Here is an 18,851-nt window from a genome sequence, read left to right on the forward strand (position 1 = left end):
AAAGAAACATCATGGGCAGCTGCCATGAGCCTTTATCTCAGGCAAGTGTTCCCACAATGGGTCGGCTTGCCGGAAGGAGAGCGACAACAGGCGGTACAGGAACTTATTTTAAGCTCACTTGAGGGATTATCAGCGGACGCCAGGCGTCCCTACCTGTTAGCTTTGTTGGAGGAGTTTCCCGTCTGGTCTGAGACAGATTTTGAGCCGCGGCAGCCTGCGGCAACAACTTTTACTTCCCATGCTTCTGCCGGCGTGGAAGCTGTTGTTGAGATGATGGAAAGGGGCCAGATGAGCTCATCCAATTGTCAGCGAATCGCCGCTGTACTGGAGAAACTGGGGATGGGCAACCGTGTTCGAACTGATCCCAGCTCCGTGGTGGATGAAGCCTTGCTACTGTTGCAAGAAAAACGAGTCGAGGCAGCCAAATGCCGCCAGATGGCCGCCGAACTGGAGAAGCAGGGATTGCTCAGCCGGGTGCCTCAGGACCCTGAATCCTTGGTTAATCAGCTTGTAACGTGGAAGAATCAAGGTCTGATCGATGCTAACCGAAGAAAAAAACTTTGTCAGCAATTGGAGGCAGCCGGTTTCTTGGACCGTCCTGCTACCCCATCTACAGGGATACCAACGGCATATCGTTTAAGTGTTTCCTTTGCCATCTGGTTGGACATCTATTTGCGGGAGCTGTGGAAGCAATATGTGAATCATTTGCCCATGCCAGGGGTGGAAGGTCTGGCTGAGGCCCTTAAGGGGGTTGAAGAGGGGGATTCTGGCAGCGATTGTCGAGATTCATTCAAACGCTGCATGCTTATTTTGCTTTCAATGCTGCACTATGGGGCAAGCGATGACCTCCTGCCGGATAAATGCTTGGTCAAGAAGTTGGCCGCAAAATTGCGTCCAGAGGTTATTGAAGAGGCGGCGGGACGGAGCATGTTTCAACAGGCGGCTGCCAATTGGAGCAAGTACACGGAAATTTACGAGGAGGAGCTGGGTAACCTTGGCGCAACACACAACATGTTCAAAGTCTGTGTTTCCGAATACCTCCAAAGACAAGGCAACTCGCCCCAAGTGCAGGCGAGAATAGCCGAGTTGGTCAATCATTGGTTGACCAAGATTAACTCAACCTCGCAAGCATAACCCCATGCGACAGATCATTCACTGGCGGGAGGGTTTGTTTTTGCAACAGCACCACTTGCAGATTCAACAGCGTATGGTGGTGGAGGGGATGAATGATTTAAGGCTGAGGGGCCACTTGCATCCCTATGGTGTCATTGAAGCTTCAATTTCTTATGATCATTTACGAGACCGAAAACTGCGAATGGAGCGACTGAAGGCTATTTTGCGCAGCGGCCTGGAGGTACATTACCCGGGCAACTTGGAGATGGATCCGGCGGAGCGCGATATCGCCGCTGAGTTTGCAAGGAGTGAGCAAGGTTTACTGGTTTACCTCGGTGTGCCCCACTGGCATGCAGACGCACAGAACACCGTGGGCGAAAAGGAGGAAGTGGATTCCCGCAGCAGCATAAGGTACAAGGTTCGCAGTGACACATTTGCTGATGAAAACGATGGGAAATCCGTTCAGCCCATAGAAATGTTAAAGATTCGCGGGCGCTTGTTTATCGAAGGGGAGAACATGGATAATTGGGAGGTGCTTCCCCTTTGCCGCATCGCGCGAGACCCCATCCAAGGTTGGCCAATGGAAGACCTGCATTACGCCCCTCCCTGTGTGCAGATGCGTGGCTCGATGAACTTGTACCGGCTGGTGGAGGATTTGATGGAGCAAATCTTGGCGACGCGCAAGCACTTATATGAAGTAATTGTGGCTCGGGAGGTGCCGGCCGCGGAGAAGAGTGAACGTTTGATGCGCTTTCAGACGTTGAACCGGCTTGGTGCCAAGTTTCGTGCTTGGCTCTACGAAGACCGCCGCCTTGGCGGTCATTTGCTGGCTTTAATTCATCCTTACGAGTGCTATCTTGAGCTGGCTGAACTGATGGCAGAAATGGCGGTTTTTAATCTTGACCGGGACTGGCTGGAATTCCTGAAAGTTTCTTACCGCCATGAAGACCCTTACCCGGCTTTTCGGGAGCTCAATGACGCCATCCGAGCCATGCTTCCGTTGAGCCGGGACACGTGCATGGAGCTGACATTCAGCGACGCCGGAAAAGCCATGGGATTGCGCGTTTTGAGCGTTTCCCTGCATCCAGAACATATCGCTAAGCCGAATGGCTGGTACCTGGCATTGGAATCGAACTTGGAGACCACGGCTCTGGCAAATTTTGTTTTGAATCCCGCGCTATTCAAAGTCATGGCCGGAAGTTCCCGAAACAAGCTGGTGGGTGGAATCCCGTTGGAGACGCAAAGATACACACCGGCATTACCATTTAGAAACGATTTGAGCTACTTTCGACTGGACATCAGTCGGAACCAGGCGGAATGGGAGCTGGTACGCAAAGAGCGGGAACTTATCCTGCTATACAACCCGACGAAGTTCAACATGGGCGAAACCCGCTTCAAACTAGTGATGACGGTGCCTGTTGGCAACGAAGGTTTATGATTTTATACCGCCATTGTGAGCCGCTGTTTGCACGGATTGCAGAAGTTTACCGGGCGGTAGCAATCGGCCAGCCGGTTAAGGCTGACATCGTCCGGGCCAATCTCGTGGACACCATCCTCGCTTTACGCGGGAAAGCGGATAGAGATTCTGTTTTAGCTCGTCTCTGGAACAAGATTGAAGCCCCACTGGTGTGGTTTTCTGACGGGATGATATTAGCCCTGCCGCGAGATTCATCAAACAACTTTATGGGCGAATGGCGCCCCATTGCATTTGAATGGACCTATTTGGATCAACCTCCGCAGAACCTCGTGGGTGACGAGGCGTTTATTGAGCGCTTGGACAACTTGCTAAATTCCAATGATCCTGACGCACCGGAATTGATGGCGGTTTATTATGCCTGTTTGGGGATGGGATATTGTGGGCGATTCCGGGGAATGCCCGACCAAGACCAACAAATCAATCGCCGCCTAACTGGCCTTGAAGGCCGACTCAAACAAAGCCGGTTTGGCCAATACTGGCTCCACGATGTCGGCAAGAAAATATGCGAGGGACCTCCTTGCGAGGCATATTATTGCGATACTCGAGCATTGCCTCCGCCGGAGGCAACCCGTTATGCCTTTTATGTGGCCTCTTTTGTTTTCCTCAGTCTGGTTATCTTGGCTTGTTACACCTTGGTATATTACAAGTCATCCGATGAGATACGGGGTGCCTTGAAATTAATCCTCCAATCGCAGCGGTGACTTTCAGGATCATGGCAGATAAAACCACAAGCATACCTGAACCGGCAAGGTGGGCACTTGGTGCCATCGGTGTAACTGTGCCGGTGGGGGCGGCGGCGTGGTGGGGATGGAAGACGGCATTATTGGCGCTTGGTATCGTCTTATTACTAGGACTGTTAATTTTTGGAGCATATTGGATTTATTGCCGCGCTCGCCTCCGTCGCAAGGCGAAGATTGATGAGGAATTAATAGGTGTTATTTGGGAAAAACTCAGGGAGGGGTTAAAAACCATTGGCAAGAAACAGCTCGACTTTCATCGCGGGGGTGAATTGCCATGGTACCTGGTAATTGGAATGCCGGCCTCGGGCAAGACCATGCTGCTGGCCAACAGCGGCGTTTTGGTAGAGCAGCTTAATCCATGGCGAGAAGAACAGGATGGCTCAAAAGAGCTTGGCTTTAGAGGTGATGGCGGTACGAAAGGAATGAATTTCCTTTTTGCCAAATTTGGCAAAAGTAAGTATGCTGTGATATTGGACACAGCCGGAGCGCTGTTGATGGGACACGGCACGCAAAAGTCCTCCATGGATAGTGAGGGAGGAGCCAAAGGGGGTGCCGATCCTGAGGACTCACTTAAATCGGAAACATGGAGTGATTTTCTCCGGAAACTTAAAAAGGCTCACCCTCGTGTGCCGATCAACGGCCTCTTGCTTTTTGTCCCGGTCGATTACCTTGCTTCCTCCTCCTTGGAACAAATTCGAATCAATGCCGGTCTGATTGGGAAGCGTATCAATGAGTTGCGTGACGAATTGGGAATCCGTTTTCCTCTGTACTTGATTGTATCCAAGTGTGATTTAATGGTGGGATTCCGGGAGTTTACTCAACGGCTTTATACTGAGTCAAACCACAGTGCCGCACCACCTGAGGATCGGCTGGAGGACCAGATATTCGGTTGGTCGTATCACCCGGAGAACGAAGATTTGGACAAGCAGGTGGACGAGAATGACGTTGACAAATGGGTGGAAGGAGTAGCGGAAAGGGTTCATACTCGCCTGGTAAGTTGGTTTCGAAATCCGGCAAACCCTATCAATGGCGTGCGCGGGGCGCATGATTATGATGCGATCTTTGCATTGCCCCAGGCCTTACGAGATCTGGCTCCTAAACTGCGTGAGTATCTAAATAAATTATTGGAGATGGAGGATATTTCAGAAAAGCCGGTATTCTTTCGTGGATTCTACTTCACCTCAGCATTACGCCAAAATACGGTGTTTGACGTGGTGCTTGCCCGCAGCCTAAATGTAAGTTTGGACGAATTGCGAATCCGCTATGCCAAGGCCACGGGTGACGTGGACCAAAACGAAGCAGGAAACCGTGCCTATTTTATCCAGCATTTGTTCACCCGCAAAATATTTCCGGAACGCTTGCTGGTGACAGATGCTTCAAATATTAAGCGCCTTAAACGTAACCGCCTGATTGCGGCCATGTCCATTAGCGTTGGAGCGCTACTCCTGCTGCTCGGCATCGCCTGGCATGCCCAAAAACAATTTAAGTATACCTTGGGAACTGAACGCGATTATTGGAATGTAGGCGCCAACTGGGCAACAAGCAGTTACTGGCCTCCCATCATAGTACAGTCACCGGGTGGGCAACAATATCGTTATGCTGGGGCCGATATTATTAAAGAAATTGGAACTTCGTTGGAAGACTACCACGTAAAAATATTCGATATTAGTACGACAAACTTAAAGATTCCTCCAGTATTCAAATTGGCTCATTGGTTTGTTGATGATTTTTCCGAAGACCGTAGAAATGCACAGCGAATAATATTTGAGCGCAGTCTCGTATTTCCACTAGTGATTGGCGTTCGCAAAAAGATGGAATCTGATCCCGGGGCCGTTATTGAAATCTCTCCCCATGATTGGACATCCAGCCTCACACGGGCCTTGACCGCTTTGCTCGATTTGGAAAAATATGGCCAATATTCTGCACACGTCACGAACGGATCTGAATATATTAATGCCTTTAATTATTACTTGGCGATAACCAACCCGGTCAGTAGCAATATAGTACGGGTTTGGAATGGGGTTTATGGAGGCAGGCCGCCACGCACGGGCGCGGAGTGGCACTGGCCTCCAAAAGGATTAGCAAAAGGAGCAACTAATCTGGCGGATTACCCATCCATTAATAATGGGTTGCGGTTATTGCTGAACAATGTGACTAATAATTTAAGTGCAGCAACGACCAATCTTCATCGGTTAAAGACTCTTCAAAATATGCTTATTGCATATGCCACTAATGAAACTGGATATCTGAGTTCGGTAGGAACGGGGGATTATTCTACAATAAATTTAGCATGGCTATCCTTGAGCAATTGCTTCTCAAATCTGGATAATAATGAGGCGGCTAAATATTCCGACCAAGCCCTGAATATGGCGTATGAAAGTATAAGTAGTAATGCATTCTTAAAGACCAGTGAAGACTTGAATAAGTTGTTGAAGCCAATAAAAGCCGCTGGAGATAGTATGCCCATCGGAAATGAGATCACTCAAAAAGTGGCGCAAGCTCTCCAGGATATTAAAAGGCGAGCCGAAATAATGGATAAGGAATTTTTGGAGCGCACAACAAATTACGCCTTGGATAGCAATATTCTGACGAACCGGTCATATTATCGCAGGTTTGAATTATACAAAGTTGTAATGGGTGCCAGTCAATCTCCGGTTCCGTCAGGTCTTGAATATCGCGATTTGGTAGGCAAGGAATGGCAACCTTTACTGCAAAAGGCCTCGAATCACGTAAACATCTTGGCGACATATTCTAGCCAATATTCAGGACCTTTAAGCAACAACGTAAACGAACTGGTGGTGTATATATCCCGCTATTATAATACCAATTTGTTCAACATGGTGGTGGATGAATACTGCCGGGCAGCTAGACAGTTATTAACCAATAGAAATATTATGACATTAAACAATATAACAAATATAGCAACGGAGTTAATAAATATAGATAAAGACATCTCAGCAGGAAAGAGGATGGATGTAATCAGTAATTGGCACAAAATATTTGACGAAATCACAAATTCCATCGCACAGAAGCGAAGGGAATTAGGAAGTAATATTGTAACTCATATAAATAATAAATATACCGCCATATATAATAGTAATTTGCTGGCGAACCCAACAGCATGGAATGGACTTGAAGAAATACAACCGTGGCTTACAAATCAAATGATTTGTATGTTATTGAAGGCATCTTTACACAGTGGCCTTAGAGATCACATGGTTACGAATATAAATAGAATGATTAGGTTCCGGGATGCTATAATAGATATAGATGAAGGAAAAGTTAGAACGGTAAAGGAATGTACCTATATTCCTATTATCAAAGATGGTTGGTTGGACTACTATAAATATAATTGGATTAGGATAGGTAATAATGATAAAAATGAGTATCGCACCGATTTAACCAATAAAATAGATGATATAATAATAACAAATGGTTTTACTGTCAGTGTAATAGAGAAAGACAATGGGGCCACAAATACCCTGACTCATAATATATTCAAAATGCTTGCTGAGTACTGCGAGCCTGGAAGTGGGGGTGCCGTATGGGAGGTTCAATATAGTATGCCTAAGATAAAACAAAAAATTAAGTTAAATATCGAACTGTATAAACCTTTACCTAAAACCAATGAATGGCCGCCGGTCGTGTTGGAATGGTGACATATATGGCACATCCAATCCCAACATCGAACATTATTCGTGAGCATTTAACCCGGATTGCAGCGGGAAAAAAGAGAGAATTGTTGCTGGGGCTATTTGGAAAGCATCCAGCATGGGAAGACCATATACCATCATATTTAAGGCCCCCGGAACTCGAGACCGTTGACAGGCTATTGGATTCAGGGGTTGTTGGAAATATAGATAACCGGTGGGGCCTTAATTTGGAATATTTTATTGCTGCTCGGAAATCATTGGTAGTGGGTGGAATATTTCCGTGCATTGATGGCTCCATTGAGCGTCGTGCACAAAAACCATTGATTATTGCTGCCTATTCCTCTGGATTGCCAAGGGACTATGTATTTGAACAAGTATTACCGCGACTGAGAGGATTCCATCGAACGGTGATTCCACGAGTTAAGCAGGAAGAGGTTGAATCGCATCCGTTATATGGTTGGGTGTTAAAAACCAACCCGCAAGTTCGGTGCTTTCCCTTAAACCGAAAGGAATATGGCACTGTTGCTATAACTCAGGAGGAGGTTTGTAAAGCACATGCTGAACTGCAGGCAGAGTTTAATAACATGATACGCTCGTTGCCGGAAGAGGTGTTTTACACCGGTGTCGAGCAAAAAACATTGGAACAGTTTTTTAATAGGTCAGATTGGGATCCTAATCGCGCAAAGCTTGAGCATGTATTAGCTGATTTATGGGAAAACGCACGATTAGCAGGCGTGACACCGGGGCGGGGTGTGCGCGTGCCGCTGGGCATACAAACATTAGATACGGATATTAAGATATGGGCTGCGCTACTTGACAAAATAATAGGCGAAGAATATGGTTATACTATAATAGTCGCACCAGAAGACAGCTGGATCGGCCTCTTTTCAGGCTCCGAAATCAGTGTCCCTCAGGTACGAACAATAAAGGCGCCCATAGCTACTTGGCCATATTTTGTACAAGCCGGTAAAAATCAAACCCCCGATTGTCGAGCTGCTGTTATTCAGGCGATTACCGCAACTGCTCCATTTTTGGCGGCAGAGTATAATTCAGGAGATGTAAGATGTACCTACGTTAAAGAGGAGGTCATCATTGATAGCGCGTCGGACAAAAAAGTTAATAAGGCTGGCATTGATGGTGGGGTTATTCCTGCTAACGCCATTAAAGATGTAATGGAGAATAATGGCGAGGTGGACCAGCCCCAACCCAAAAGCAATATTATTTATCAGCCGACAAGCGAGCCCCTTGCTGCCGTTGGGAAAGGCGTCCCTCAACTCCATAAAATCGGGGTGGCAGGCAATCAAGGAGTAATTGATAATACTCACACTCATATAGAATCCTCGTCGGCGATTCACTCAAGACTTCAACAGGTAAATGCTCCCAGTCGGAGAATTCTATCAATTAAAGACCTGTTCTGTATTTTAGATAAGAATACACGCCCAAACATTATTATAAAGATTCTTTCCATTATTCTTTTCGGATTAGCAGTATTGTTTGTATGTTTGCCTGGTTACAAACGACCAGAATTGCAGGCGAAAATAAAAAGGACTTCTGGAGAAACTGATAGCAATAGTACCCAGTTTGCGGCTAAGGTGCAAATGCCGGGTATTAATAAGGGGAAGGTAGATGGTAGGCCAAATCTTCCACCAGCGATTCGTGTGAATACAACCAATATTATGCTTCAAGCTGGTGGAAGCACCAACATTCTCGTTTTACTTGAGGATGAGGACACACCAGTTGATTCAGTAGTATTATCGGAAGTATCGGTTGACATGGGTGGCCTGCACATTCGAACTAATCAAATATTGCAGAACCAGTGGAGAATTACGTTGACAGCTGATAAGACCATCGGTAACCAAAGGGCAATCATGAGGCTTGGAGCATCAGATGGACAAACCAATACGTTAGACAAGTATTATATAACAGTAGTAAAGCCGCCAGTTGACCTGGTGGCAGGAAGTCAACAAGTAATTGCCTATCCAGGCTATCGTCATTCCTTAATTCTTCAAGGCATGGGAGACCCCGACGTGCCATTAAAATACCGGATATTAAGTTTGCCAAAGCATGGCAAAGTAGCACCGGTTGAGGGAATTATGAACAATGGTGCGGCCAAACTAGAATATCTCACATCTCCGGGGCCAAGCATGGACGAGTTAACGTTTGTAGTGTATCAAGGCGATAAGACCTCAGCGATTGGGAACGTAGCAATTCAAATTACGAACATCATGCCACTGAAAATCAGCTGGCCTGGTTCAGCAAAAATAGCGCTCCTGGTCGGCCAGTCAAGAAATTTCGATATTCAAATAACAAAGGCTCCAATTGTGAAAAATGTGGAATGGCAAGTTGAGTCCAAGCCCAAGGGGATGGTACGCGCCGCAGTCGAAACGAAAGAACAGGCGGCTCTTCTTGATTTGGAAGCCTTGCCTGGCAGCGGTGGTCATACTGTGGAGTTGACTATTAAAGTTCTTGGGGATGGCGGCGCATGCGGTGATGTCTGCAAGATTTTGCTGGTGGTTCAAAATACCAATTCTTTGCCTATGACATCATCATTGGTTAAGGAAAAGGTTTTCCGGATTAACACTGAAAACGGCATTCAGGTCGAATTCGAGATGGTGTGGGTTGCTGGCCTGCCCGGTGGGGGTGATTGGGATGAGAGTCACCGGGGAGGGGGCTGGGTTGGCAAATATGAAGTCAACCAGACCCAGTACGAGGCGTACACTAGCAGTCGGAATATGACAAATCCCAGCAGCGCGGGCAGAGAGTTCTTTAAAGAAATTAATAAGTCATGGAGCGGAAAGTTGCCTGTTGAAAATGTGACATTTAACGAAGCGGTCTCTTTTTGTGATTTTCTAAATCAAGCGACGGATAATGGGCGGGAGCGCAAGGGATGGGTTTTTAGACTGCCAACGGTTGAACAGTGGAAGCATATGTTTAACACAGCCTACCCACAATACCAGCAGGGCAAATTTATTGCTTCCACCAACCATGTGCTTTCGGTGTTTATACAGGCCGAAACAATGCATAAACACCCACTTGAAACAGGAGAGTTGCGTGATCATAATCCTCTTGGGATACAAGATCTGATTGGGAATGTCTGGGAATGGTGTGTGGCCAACGAAACAAACGCCGTCTGTTATGGTGGTGGTTTCGATACTGTGAATGCCAACGTTATTCCTTTCAGCACGCGCTCTACGAGTCGAACACATCGGTTAAAAAACGTGGGCTTTCGTGTCCTGATTGTTCCTGCTCAAAGAAACAGTTCATAAATCAATATCGAGCACTTGCCATGCAGGAAAACGAGAAACTTGGATTAATTGAGCCAATCAGCCTAGAATCTCCGTGTGGGGTGGACCTCCGGTATGACCCAGAGGCTGAATTTGACGTATTGGAATCCATGCTAACACCCGCAGCAGGTGCCGACCCTAATTGGGAAGAAATTCGGGAACGGGCACTTGCCACGCTGGCGCGAGGCAAAGACCTTCGGGTTATGATCATCCTTGCAACGGCATCCTTGAAAACCGAAGGCCTTGGGGGATTCAATGACTGTCTGGAGGTAATGGGGGAATGGCTTGAGCGATACTGGGAGAATCTACATCCGATTCTTGACGAGGCTGAGAAGGCCGGCAAGATTGAGCCACGGCGTTGCGGCATTTTGGAGAATTTAGCCTTAATACCGGGAGAGCCTTATCAGATCGTTTACCGCTTGCGTGAATTACCTCTGATAGGGAAAATAAGCATGGATATGGTGTCTCTGGCCTTGGGGGATCGAGCTTACGAGGTGGCCGTGCCGGAAGAACAGCGCATGCGGCTTGATGAAATTAAAGCTGTGATACAAACTACACCTTTGTCAATTGTGGAACAAATCTTGAATCAATGTAACCGGGGACTGCATCTTTTAGGGAGAATAAGACAACAGTTGGAGAAGCACCGTGTTCAGGAGCGCTTTTTGCCGCGATTCACCCCTTTGGAATCAGTATTGCAGGAGGTCGTAGCCTTTTTCAGCCCTTTTATAACGGCTACTACGAGTGACATAGATCAGATTGTTAAGTTAACAAAGAACATGGAGAAGGTATTGCCAGAGATTGAGCAATACCATACTCGCCTAGGCCAGGTTTTGGAAGCCGTGGAGGCGCTCATCCCTGCGCCGCCGGGTTCCGGTCTTGAGCAATCAAATCTCCTTTTAAGAAGCCAAAATGTTTATAAGCGTCTGAAGGATACAGCTCATACCGCAGGCAAACTACCACCGGAATTAGTAAAGACAGCGCTTGGGAGGTTGGAGGAATTCCAACGTGTAAGTCGTTCAATGGAAACAGTGTCCATATCAATCACGAAGGTTCAGAGTCGTCATGATGCGGAACACCTTTTAGAAGCTGTGGGTGATTATTACCGACAGCAGGAACCTTCCAGCCCGTTGCCAATGCTGTTGTCACGTGCCAGGCGGTGGTCGAGAATGTCATTTCGGGATATTCTCCTAGACTTGGAACTGGGGGAGGCGGCCATGGGGAGGGTTGATAGCGTGCTCCGGCCAGAAAAATCACGGGCTGAGAATCCTGAGAATCAGCCCTAACACGTAAATATAACGGGTGTGATGAGTCTACTATTTAATTGACAAAGCGACGTGATTATGGTTATTTTACTGAAGGAAATCATGCAGCTCAAGCGTGCCAGAGGGCGTTCATTATGGGAAGGGCCTGCCCCGAAGGGGCTGGCGAGCAAGTTGCTGACTTTTGTCAATCTGATTTCCTGTTTTACTTGGCCAGATTTGAAAACGCTTATTTGGTGGTCCCGTACCATGAGCTTTGAAAACACTGGAAAAGAAACAACAGCCACCGCCAAACTAGTGCGCCTAGAAAATTTCCCACATACCAGCCAACCTAACCTTCATCATAATAAATTATGCCACTTACCATAGCTGAATTCATCAAACGAAATCGCCCACCACGGGTTCACATTCAGTATAAGCCCGATATTAACGGGCCGGTGTTGGTGGATTTGCCGTTCGTTCTAGGTGTGATGGCAAACCTGACGGGCGAGGCATCGGAAACTCACCTAGTAGAGGACGAGAAACGCAAGTTTATCGAAATTGATAAAGATAATTTTGAGACGGTTCTCAAAAAAACAGCGCCCAAGGTCTGCCTCAAAGTGGATAATAAACTGGGTGGAAGTGACTCAAGGCTCGCTGTGGAGCTCACATTCAAAAAGATGGACGACTTTTCGCCTGCCGCTATAGCTCAAGCTGTACCAGAGCTTAAGGCCATCTATGATAAGCGGCAAGCACTTAACGAAATTAAAAATTCTCCCCACAGAATCAAAAAGGTCGTGGCAGGACTGACTAAAAAGGATAATGCTACACAAATCGGCCCCATGCTCAATAGGCCGGTTTCGGGAAAATAAACGAGCTTATTATGGCAGCAACGTTAAACTCATAAAGTATTAATGTCTTATGTGTGCCGCTGAGAATTTTAATTTGGAGCGAGCAGTGGAAACAGTCACCGCGTTAGGCCCCGAGGCCTTCCTTGGGGTTGAGGAGCTAGTTCAACGGGTGACAGAGGGATCTCCCAACGTCATCGAGGGTGACTTGGATCGCACTTTGGAAAACATGATCGCCGAATTAGATACCAAATTAACCGATCAAATAAATGAGATTTTGCACAATCCCAAATTGCAAGAATTGGAAGCTACATGGAGGGGTTTGTATTTTTTAGTCATGAATGCTGAGACTGATGCCTCTTTACGCATACAAGTACTAAATGCCACAAAGGAGGAGCTGGCCGAAGTATTCGACAGGTATCCAGGTGCCAAGTGGGATCAGAGCCCTCTTTTTAAAATGATTTACGGTCCCTTGGACACTCACGGTGGGAAACCATTCGGGTGCCTGATTGGAGACTACTACTTTTCACATTCGCCGACCGACGTTTCTGTGTTGAAGGGAATGATGCAGATAAGCGCGGCCGCCATGGCGCCATTCATCAGCGGAGTATCGCCAGAGCTTTTCGGCTTGGAAAGCTGGCAGCAGATAGATGAAATATCGGACATGGCCAAGCTCCTTGAAGGGAAGAAATACGCCGGATGGCGTTCGCTGAGAGAAAACGAGGATGCTCGTTTTCTGGGGCTGACCGGACCGCGGTTTCTAGCACGGCTTCCCTATGGCAAGAGCACCAGACCGGTCTCGGAATTTGATTTCGAGGAGGAAGTGGATGGCAAAGACCACAGCAAGTACCTTTGGGCGAATTCGGCTTATGCATTTGGATATTGCATTGCCCGAGCCTACAAAATCAGTGGGTGGCCTGCAAGAATATGGGGACCCAATACGGAAGATGGCATGGGAGGTAAACTTGAGGGTTTACCTACCCATACCTTCCCTACCGATGATGGGGATGTTGATCTAAAGTGTCCGACGGAGGTGGCGATTGGTGCGCGCAGAGCCAAAGAGTTCGATACGTGTGGCTTAATTCCTTTATGCCACTGGAAAGATGCAGACCATGCCTCCTTCATGGGAGCACATTCTTTGCAAAAGGTTCAGAAATACCAGAATCAAGATGACCAGGAAAATGCGGAGCTATCAGCGAGGTTAAGTTATCTGATGACAGCCAGTCGGTTCGGACATTATCTGAAGCAAATAATAACTGAAGAGATTGGCACCTTTAAATCGCGAGAGGATATGCAGAATCTGCTCACCAACTGGATTCGCCAGTATGTATGTGCTGATCCAGGGTCCGCTTCCGCGATTGCAAAAGCCAGACAACCATTGGCGGCGGCGGAGGTTGAGGTACAAGAAGTCAAAGGTGCTCCAGGATATTATACAGCCAAGTTTTCTCTGCGACCACATTATCAGCTTGAAAGTGTAAATACCGACATAAGTTTGGTTGCCAGGGTCCCATCGGCTCGCCAGAGTACATGAGGAGTTGATTGCTAAACAAACACATTTGTAATAAAACAGAAGGGTGCAAGCAGGACCATTGCACTCAAACCAGATCCTAAAAATTGAGAACCGGGTCCGGGTTTCTCAAAAAACCGAGATTAGTTATGGCGACAAATTATTTCCTTCAAGTTAAAGGAATCACGGGCGAGTGCACCGACAAAAAGCACAAGGATTGGATGGAAGTCATAGAATACCAGCATGGAGTTGTTCAGGAATCCGGGGCGACTCAAGCCGCCACCGGAGCCCACTCCACTGGTAGGGGTCAACACGAAAACCTTAAGATCATCAAATACCTCGACAAAAGCAGTCCCAATCTGGCCCTGTATTGCTCCAAAGGGCAGCACATCGATGAAGTAAAATTGGAATTGAACAAAATGATAAACGGCAAGCAATGTCCCTACATGGAATACAAGCTGTCGAAAGTATTGATTACTTCGGTCAAACCGCGCGGAGTGACGGTCAACAATGACAGTTTGCCCACTGAAGAGGTGACATTCCGTTACAATAAAATTGAGTGGACGTATACGGCCTATGACGACAAAGGGAACACTGCGGGCAAGACTACAGCATCTTGGGATTTAACCGCGAACGAGGGCTGATGAAAATGTAAAAATATGCCAATAAGGACGCCACCGCTGTCATAATCAATTTAAAAGGGCACCGGTGGAGTCGCATTGGCCCATAATCAGATCCAGGAGGATAAGGTATGGAGATATTATGACTTACCAGGAGCATCTCTCAGAAAATGATCTGATCGGTGCAGTAACCTGCCTGCAGGCGCAGATCAAGAGTAACCCAGGTGACACATTACTTCGCCAGGTTTTATTCCAGTGTCTGTGCTTGCAGGCTAAGTGGGATCAAGCAGTTGCCCAGCTGGATGTTCTGCAATCGTTGAGCCACGAATGGCAAAATAGGAGTGTGATATTTCAAGGTATAATTGAAAGTGAAAAAGCACGTGAGCGGGTTTTTCAAGGAATGCACAGCATTCCCTTATATGGCGCAGCTGAATATTGTAGCCGGTCATGGATTGCAGGATGCGAGAGATTAACCCAAGGTAAATATGATGAGGTTAGCACCTTTTATGAACAAGGATTATCCTCTTGGCCGCAATTTAAATATAAAATCAACGACCAACATAGTTCATGGTTCAGCGATGCTGATACTCGAGTTGGGCCTTTCATTGAGGCCTTCCTCCAGACACGTTACTATTGGATTCCGAATTATAGGCTCAAAATGGTCATATTTTCACCTGTTGAACGTCTCCACGACCTTGTTTGGCGGCGCGCCGAGTTTTGGTTAGCTGATGGACTGCACACACATGGTTTTGTCCCAGTTCGTTATCCGGGGGCATCTTTAGCATGGTCTGGTAAACTTTTAATGTCGGGCCATACAGAATGGGAAACGGTGGGGGAGAAGTGGCTGATTGGCATGGGCCAGCGCTTATGGATGACGGATTGGGGTGACCAGGCTTTTTTAGAGGTACATAAAGTCGAACAGGTTAACACCTAAAAACAAAATGAGGCCAACTTCCACTTTGCCTTGCCTATTTGAGCGCATATGTTCCGGGGAAAGTGCCAGTGCCAAAGGTGGCATCCACTCACGGTTGGTTTCAATTAGCCAGTATCGTAAATCAGTACTGGAGGATTTAAGGAACCTGTTGGGAAACTGTGCGATATTGAAAGATGAGGAGGCCGCATCCTACCCTGAAAGTGCGTGCTCGGTCTTGAATTATGGCATTCGTTTCGCATGGGGATCCAACATGGGGCTTCAAGAAATGCCTGCATTGGAATATCATATTAAAGACCTGCTGCTGATATATGAACCACGTTTTGACCGAGCTTCCTTGAAAGTGACAGCGAGACCTCAAGCAGAACGTCCAGATTCTGTAGCTTTGGAGATTGAAGCGCAATTGTGGTGCCATCCTGTGCCTGAATATTTAAAATATGAAACCCGATTAGATCTAAATGTAGGAGTGTTTGTTTTTAATAACTTAGGATGAAAAACCGTCGGCAACAACTTTTGCGTTGCTACGAGGAAGAATTGAATTTCCTGCGGCATCGAGCGGCAGAATTTGCCTCGCAAAACCCAAAAGCCGCTGCTAGACTGTTTCTTTCCGCTGATCCCAGCATTTCCTGCCCTGACCCTCATGTTGAGCGGCTTCTTGAGGGGGTGGCCTATTTAACGGCTCGTGTGCGTTTGAAATTCGAATCCGAATTTCCTCGTTTCACTCAGGCCTTGCTGGAATCTATTTATCCTTATTACTTGTGCCCTTTGCCATCTATGACAATCGTAGAGTTTGTGCCCAAGTATGCCGAGGTTCCCCCGCAAGGATATAAGATACCGCGGCACACGGAATTACGAGAGCTGCTCCGCGGAGACGAGGAACGAGTCACCCCTTGTCTTTTTCGTACTGGCCATGCAGTTGATGTCAGGCCTATCCAACCTCCAGAGTGCCACTATTATTCTCAAAGGCTTGCCGATTTGCGTCTCCCTGATGGCCTAAATATTCATGCAGCCATTCGTATCCGGCTTCGCACTCAAGGAAGCGTGGCCTTCAACGAACTGGAATTAGACCGTTTGAGCTTCTATATTCATGCTGACCCATCACTGGCGGGTGTACTCTACGAGGAGATAATGGCTCACCTTTCACACGTGGTGGTGCAGGTGGCGGGAGACCGGAGAGAGACCCTTGGGCTTTTGCCATCGAGATGTGTGAGACCAGTGGGTTTTGACCGGGAGCAGGCCTTGTTACTGCAAGATTCGAGGTGTTTCGATGGTTACCGTCTGCTTCAAGAGTACTTTGCATTTCCCCAGCGATACATGTTTTTTGAACTGGAAGGACTTAATCCGATGTTGGAAAAGGTCCATGGGGACGCTATGGAAATCGTTTTAGGATTTGACCGTGATAACCGAGTCTTGGATCGGCGGCTCATTCCTAACGGCTTAAGACTTTTTTGCACGCCCGCGGTAAATCTGTTTCCCCTCTGGTGCGACCAGATTGAATTGACCGATCGCTTCCATGAGTTTGCGATATTGCCCGATCGGACAAGGCCTTTGGATTATGAAGTCCATTCGGTTGAATGTGTTGTGGGGTTGGATGACACGGGAACGGAAGCGCGACGTTTTTCGCCATTTTATCAAAATCGGGATACGGGGCCAGGCGGCGCATATTTTACAGTTCATCGCCGGCAGCGGCTGCTTACTGACCAGGAGCAACGCACCGGCCAGCACCCTGCTTATCTGGGGTGCGATGCCTTTCTCTCATTGGTGGATGAGAATGCAGTGCCGCTGGCATCTCGATATCATGGAAATGCTGTGCGTTCACTCAGGCGCTTGCGAGTCCGGGCCTGGTGCACAAACCGGCATCTTCCCGCATACATGGCTGAGCCCAGGCGATTTGATTTGTTTGGAGGTCCTTTGGAATCCATACACTGCCTTGAAAGACCAACCCTGCCCTATCCATCCTTTGCGGAAGGCGAATTTGCCTGGCGCCTAATTGGGCATTTGGGGGTAAATTACCAAAGCCTGCTCTCAAGTAATGATTCAGGGGTTGGTGCACTGAAAAAACTATTAAAGCTCTATGCCTACACCGAAGATGGAGAATCGCCGGTCGAAATTGAACACCTGAGAAAAATCGAGGTCGATTATGTAACCCATCGCGTTCCAACCAAGGGCCCGGTGCCCTTCGCATTTGCGCGTGGTTTACTGATTAAAATGGATGTTGACGATCACAAAGGCGGCGGGTTTGGAATGTTTTTGCTTGGTGCGGTATTAGAGCGCTTTTTCGCGAAATATGCATCTGTAAATTCCTTTACCCAACTCGTATTAACCAGCGACGAGGGAAACACATTGAGGAAAACATGGCCGCCACGTTCAGGAGCCCGAGAGATCGTTTGATTGAAGACATGGCGCACAGGTATTACAGCTTTGATTTTTTCCAAGCTGTAAGGTTACTGGAAAACGCCTACCCTGAGTTCCCACGGGTGGGGTATTCGCTACTGCCGAGGGAAGACGTGGTACGTTTCGGTCAGCGGGCATTTGTCGTGTTTGCCCCTTCATCAATTCAGGATTTTGTACGGGGTAACGTTGTGGATCCAGTAAATCAACCGCATCGAATGTATGTTTATTTTTTCGGATTAATTGGCCCGAACGGTCCCATGCCAGAATTCCTCACTCAGGCTGTGTTGGACCGACGGCGATATCCAAATTGCGATTCAGCGCCGGGCGATTTTCTCGACGTATTAACGCACCGGCTTTGTTCCTTCTTCTACCGTGCTTGGGCTAGCAATCAAAAAACAGTGGATTTTGAACGATCAAGCGGAAGAAGCTTCTCCTTTTACTTCTCGTCATTGCTAGGGGCGAGTCGTGCTGCCGCAGGGAAGGAGGACTATGAGATATCTTCTGAGGACAAAAACGGCGCCATTCGGGAGTATTCCCAATATTATTACCTCGGGCATTTAATATCATATTCGCGCCCGCTTGAGGGACTGGTCGCAATACTGGCCGATTTTTTTGGCTGCAAGGTCAAGGTGCAAGAATTTATTGGGCGTTGGCTGCCCTTGCCGGAGAATTCAGTATGTCGGCTCGGGCAAAGTCCAGGGTCTGGAAGTTTGGGCATCAACCTTATTGCAGGTTGCCGGGTCTGGGAATGCCAGCAGACCATTCGTCTTCAATTTGGACCACTCAGATTAGTTCAGTATTTACGAATGCTTCCCGGTACTGACTCATTTAAAAGGTTGCGCGCCTGGGTAACCTTTTATTTGGGTTATGAAATTCGGTGTGAACTTAATTTATTATTGAGCGCCGACCAAGTTCCGAAAATAGAACTTGGAAATGGGGCACGCGTCGGTCTCACGACGTGGATAAGGAGTCGTGAAATGGAGCGAGACGTCGATGATTTATGTGTGGAATTGAGTGTATGTGACTTTTCCGACTAATAATAAATT

14 protein-coding genes are annotated in these 18,851 nt (G+C 47.4%); all 14 read left to right on the forward strand.

The window, feature by feature from the left end; genetic code table 11:
- The first annotated feature begins 24 nt into the window (after positions 1-24).
- The 14 genes from N3J91_04125 (at position 25) to tssG (ending at position 18,842) form a co-directional block, all read left to right on the forward strand.
- Positions 25-1,134, forward strand: a complete 1,110-nt coding sequence (locus tag N3J91_04125; GenBank protein ID MCX8155626.1) for a hypothetical protein — start codon at positions 25-27, stop codon at positions 1,132-1,134.
- Positions 1,135-1,138: 4 nt separating this feature from the next.
- Positions 1,139-2,551 carry a type VI secretion system baseplate subunit TssK gene (locus N3J91_04130; GenBank protein MCX8155627.1) on the forward strand — a complete coding sequence of 471 codons (1,413 nt, stop codon included), beginning with the start codon at positions 1,139-1,141 and terminating at the stop codon, positions 2,549-2,551.
- Complete coding sequence (locus N3J91_04135) at positions 2,548-3,291, forward strand: DotU family type IV/VI secretion system protein (protein MCX8155628.1); 744 nt, start codon at positions 2,548-2,550, stop codon at positions 3,289-3,291. The genes N3J91_04130 and N3J91_04135 overlap by 4 nt, the downstream gene beginning before the upstream one ends.
- Before the next feature lie 11 nt (positions 3,292-3,302).
- Entirely contained in the window at positions 3,303-6,989 is a 3,687-nt protein-coding gene (locus N3J91_04140) for a hypothetical protein (protein ID MCX8155629.1), read from the forward strand.
- On the forward strand, positions 6,962-10,249 hold the full coding sequence (locus tag N3J91_04145) for an SUMF1/EgtB/PvdO family nonheme iron enzyme (protein MCX8155630.1): 3,288 nt from the start codon (positions 6,962-6,964) through the stop codon (positions 10,247-10,249). Before N3J91_04140 ends, N3J91_04145 begins: the two co-directional genes overlap by 28 nt.
- A gap of 20 nt (positions 10,250-10,269) precedes the next feature.
- Entirely contained in the window at positions 10,270-11,550 is a 1,281-nt protein-coding gene (locus tag N3J91_04150; protein MCX8155631.1) for a type VI secretion system ImpA family N-terminal domain-containing protein, read from the forward strand.
- Between the two features lie 57 nt (positions 11,551-11,607).
- Entirely contained in the window at positions 11,608-11,895 is a 288-nt protein-coding gene (locus N3J91_04155; protein MCX8155632.1) for a hypothetical protein, read from the forward strand.
- The gene (tssB, locus tag N3J91_04160) at positions 11,880-12,377 is read left to right on the forward strand and encodes a type VI secretion system contractile sheath small subunit (protein ID MCX8155633.1); all 498 of its coding nucleotides are present in this window, start codon (positions 11,880-11,882) and stop codon (positions 12,375-12,377) included. The genes N3J91_04155 and tssB overlap by 16 nt, the downstream gene beginning before the upstream one ends.
- Positions 12,378-12,426: 49 nt before the next feature.
- Positions 12,427-13,884, forward strand: a complete 1,458-nt coding sequence (gene tssC, locus N3J91_04165; GenBank protein MCX8155634.1) for a type VI secretion system contractile sheath large subunit — start codon at positions 12,427-12,429, stop codon at positions 13,882-13,884.
- A 125-nt stretch (positions 13,885-14,009) separates the two neighbouring features.
- A complete protein-coding gene (locus N3J91_04170) occupies positions 14,010-14,504 on the forward strand; it encodes a type VI secretion system tube protein Hcp (protein MCX8155635.1) in 495 nt (164 codons plus the stop codon).
- Positions 14,505-14,622: 118 nt separating this feature from the next.
- Positions 14,623-15,414 (forward strand): hypothetical protein, encoded by a 792-nt coding sequence (locus tag N3J91_04175; GenBank protein MCX8155636.1) that lies wholly within the window; start codon positions 14,623-14,625, stop codon positions 15,412-15,414.
- Positions 15,415-15,421: 7 nt separating this feature from the next.
- On the forward strand, positions 15,422-15,904 hold the full coding sequence (gene tssE, locus N3J91_04180) for a type VI secretion system baseplate subunit TssE (protein ID MCX8155637.1): 483 nt from the start codon (positions 15,422-15,424) through the stop codon (positions 15,902-15,904).
- Positions 15,901-17,802, forward strand: coding sequence for a type VI secretion system baseplate subunit TssF (gene tssF, locus N3J91_04185; protein MCX8155638.1), 1,902 nt, complete (start codon positions 15,901-15,903; stop codon positions 17,800-17,802). Before tssE ends, tssF begins: the two co-directional genes overlap by 4 nt.
- Positions 17,766-18,842, forward strand: coding sequence for a type VI secretion system baseplate subunit TssG (tssG, locus tag N3J91_04190; GenBank protein MCX8155639.1), 1,077 nt, complete (start codon positions 17,766-17,768; stop codon positions 18,840-18,842). Before tssF ends, tssG begins: the two co-directional genes overlap by 37 nt.
- Positions 18,843-18,851 lie beyond the last annotated feature (9 nt).

Source organism: Verrucomicrobiia bacterium, from assembly GCA_026414565.1.
Classification (GTDB): domain Bacteria; phylum Verrucomicrobiota; class Verrucomicrobiia; order Limisphaerales; family Fontisphaeraceae; genus Fontisphaera.

Coding starts and splice junctions, on each gene's coding strand:
- N3J91_04125 (MCX8155626.1), top strand. CDS start 25: ATGAGCCTTTATCTCAGGCAAGTGTTCCCACAATGGGTCGGCTTGCCG.
- N3J91_04130 (MCX8155627.1), top strand. CDS start 1,139: ATGCGACAGATCATTCACTGGCGGGAGGGTTTGTTTTTGCAACAGCAC.
- N3J91_04135 (MCX8155628.1), top strand. CDS start 2,548: ATGATTTTATACCGCCATTGTGAGCCGCTGTTTGCACGGATTGCAGAA.
- N3J91_04140 (MCX8155629.1), top strand. CDS start 3,303: ATGGCAGATAAAACCACAAGCATACCTGAACCGGCAAGGTGGGCACTT.
- N3J91_04145 (MCX8155630.1), top strand. CDS start 6,962: ATGGCCGCCGGTCGTGTTGGAATGGTGACATATATGGCACATCCAATC.
- N3J91_04150 (MCX8155631.1), top strand. CDS start 10,270: ATGCAGGAAAACGAGAAACTTGGATTAATTGAGCCAATCAGCCTAGAA.
- N3J91_04155 (MCX8155632.1), top strand. CDS start 11,608: ATGGTTATTTTACTGAAGGAAATCATGCAGCTCAAGCGTGCCAGAGGG.
- tssB (MCX8155633.1), top strand. CDS start 11,880: ATGCCACTTACCATAGCTGAATTCATCAAACGAAATCGCCCACCACGG.
- tssC (MCX8155634.1), top strand. CDS start 12,427: ATGTGTGCCGCTGAGAATTTTAATTTGGAGCGAGCAGTGGAAACAGTC.
- N3J91_04170 (MCX8155635.1), top strand. CDS start 14,010: ATGGCGACAAATTATTTCCTTCAAGTTAAAGGAATCACGGGCGAGTGC.
- N3J91_04175 (MCX8155636.1), top strand. CDS start 14,623: ATGACTTACCAGGAGCATCTCTCAGAAAATGATCTGATCGGTGCAGTA.
- tssE (MCX8155637.1), top strand. CDS start 15,422: ATGAGGCCAACTTCCACTTTGCCTTGCCTATTTGAGCGCATATGTTCC.
- tssF (MCX8155638.1), top strand. CDS start 15,901: ATGAAAAACCGTCGGCAACAACTTTTGCGTTGCTACGAGGAAGAATTG.
- tssG (MCX8155639.1), top strand. CDS start 17,766: ATGGCCGCCACGTTCAGGAGCCCGAGAGATCGTTTGATTGAAGACATG.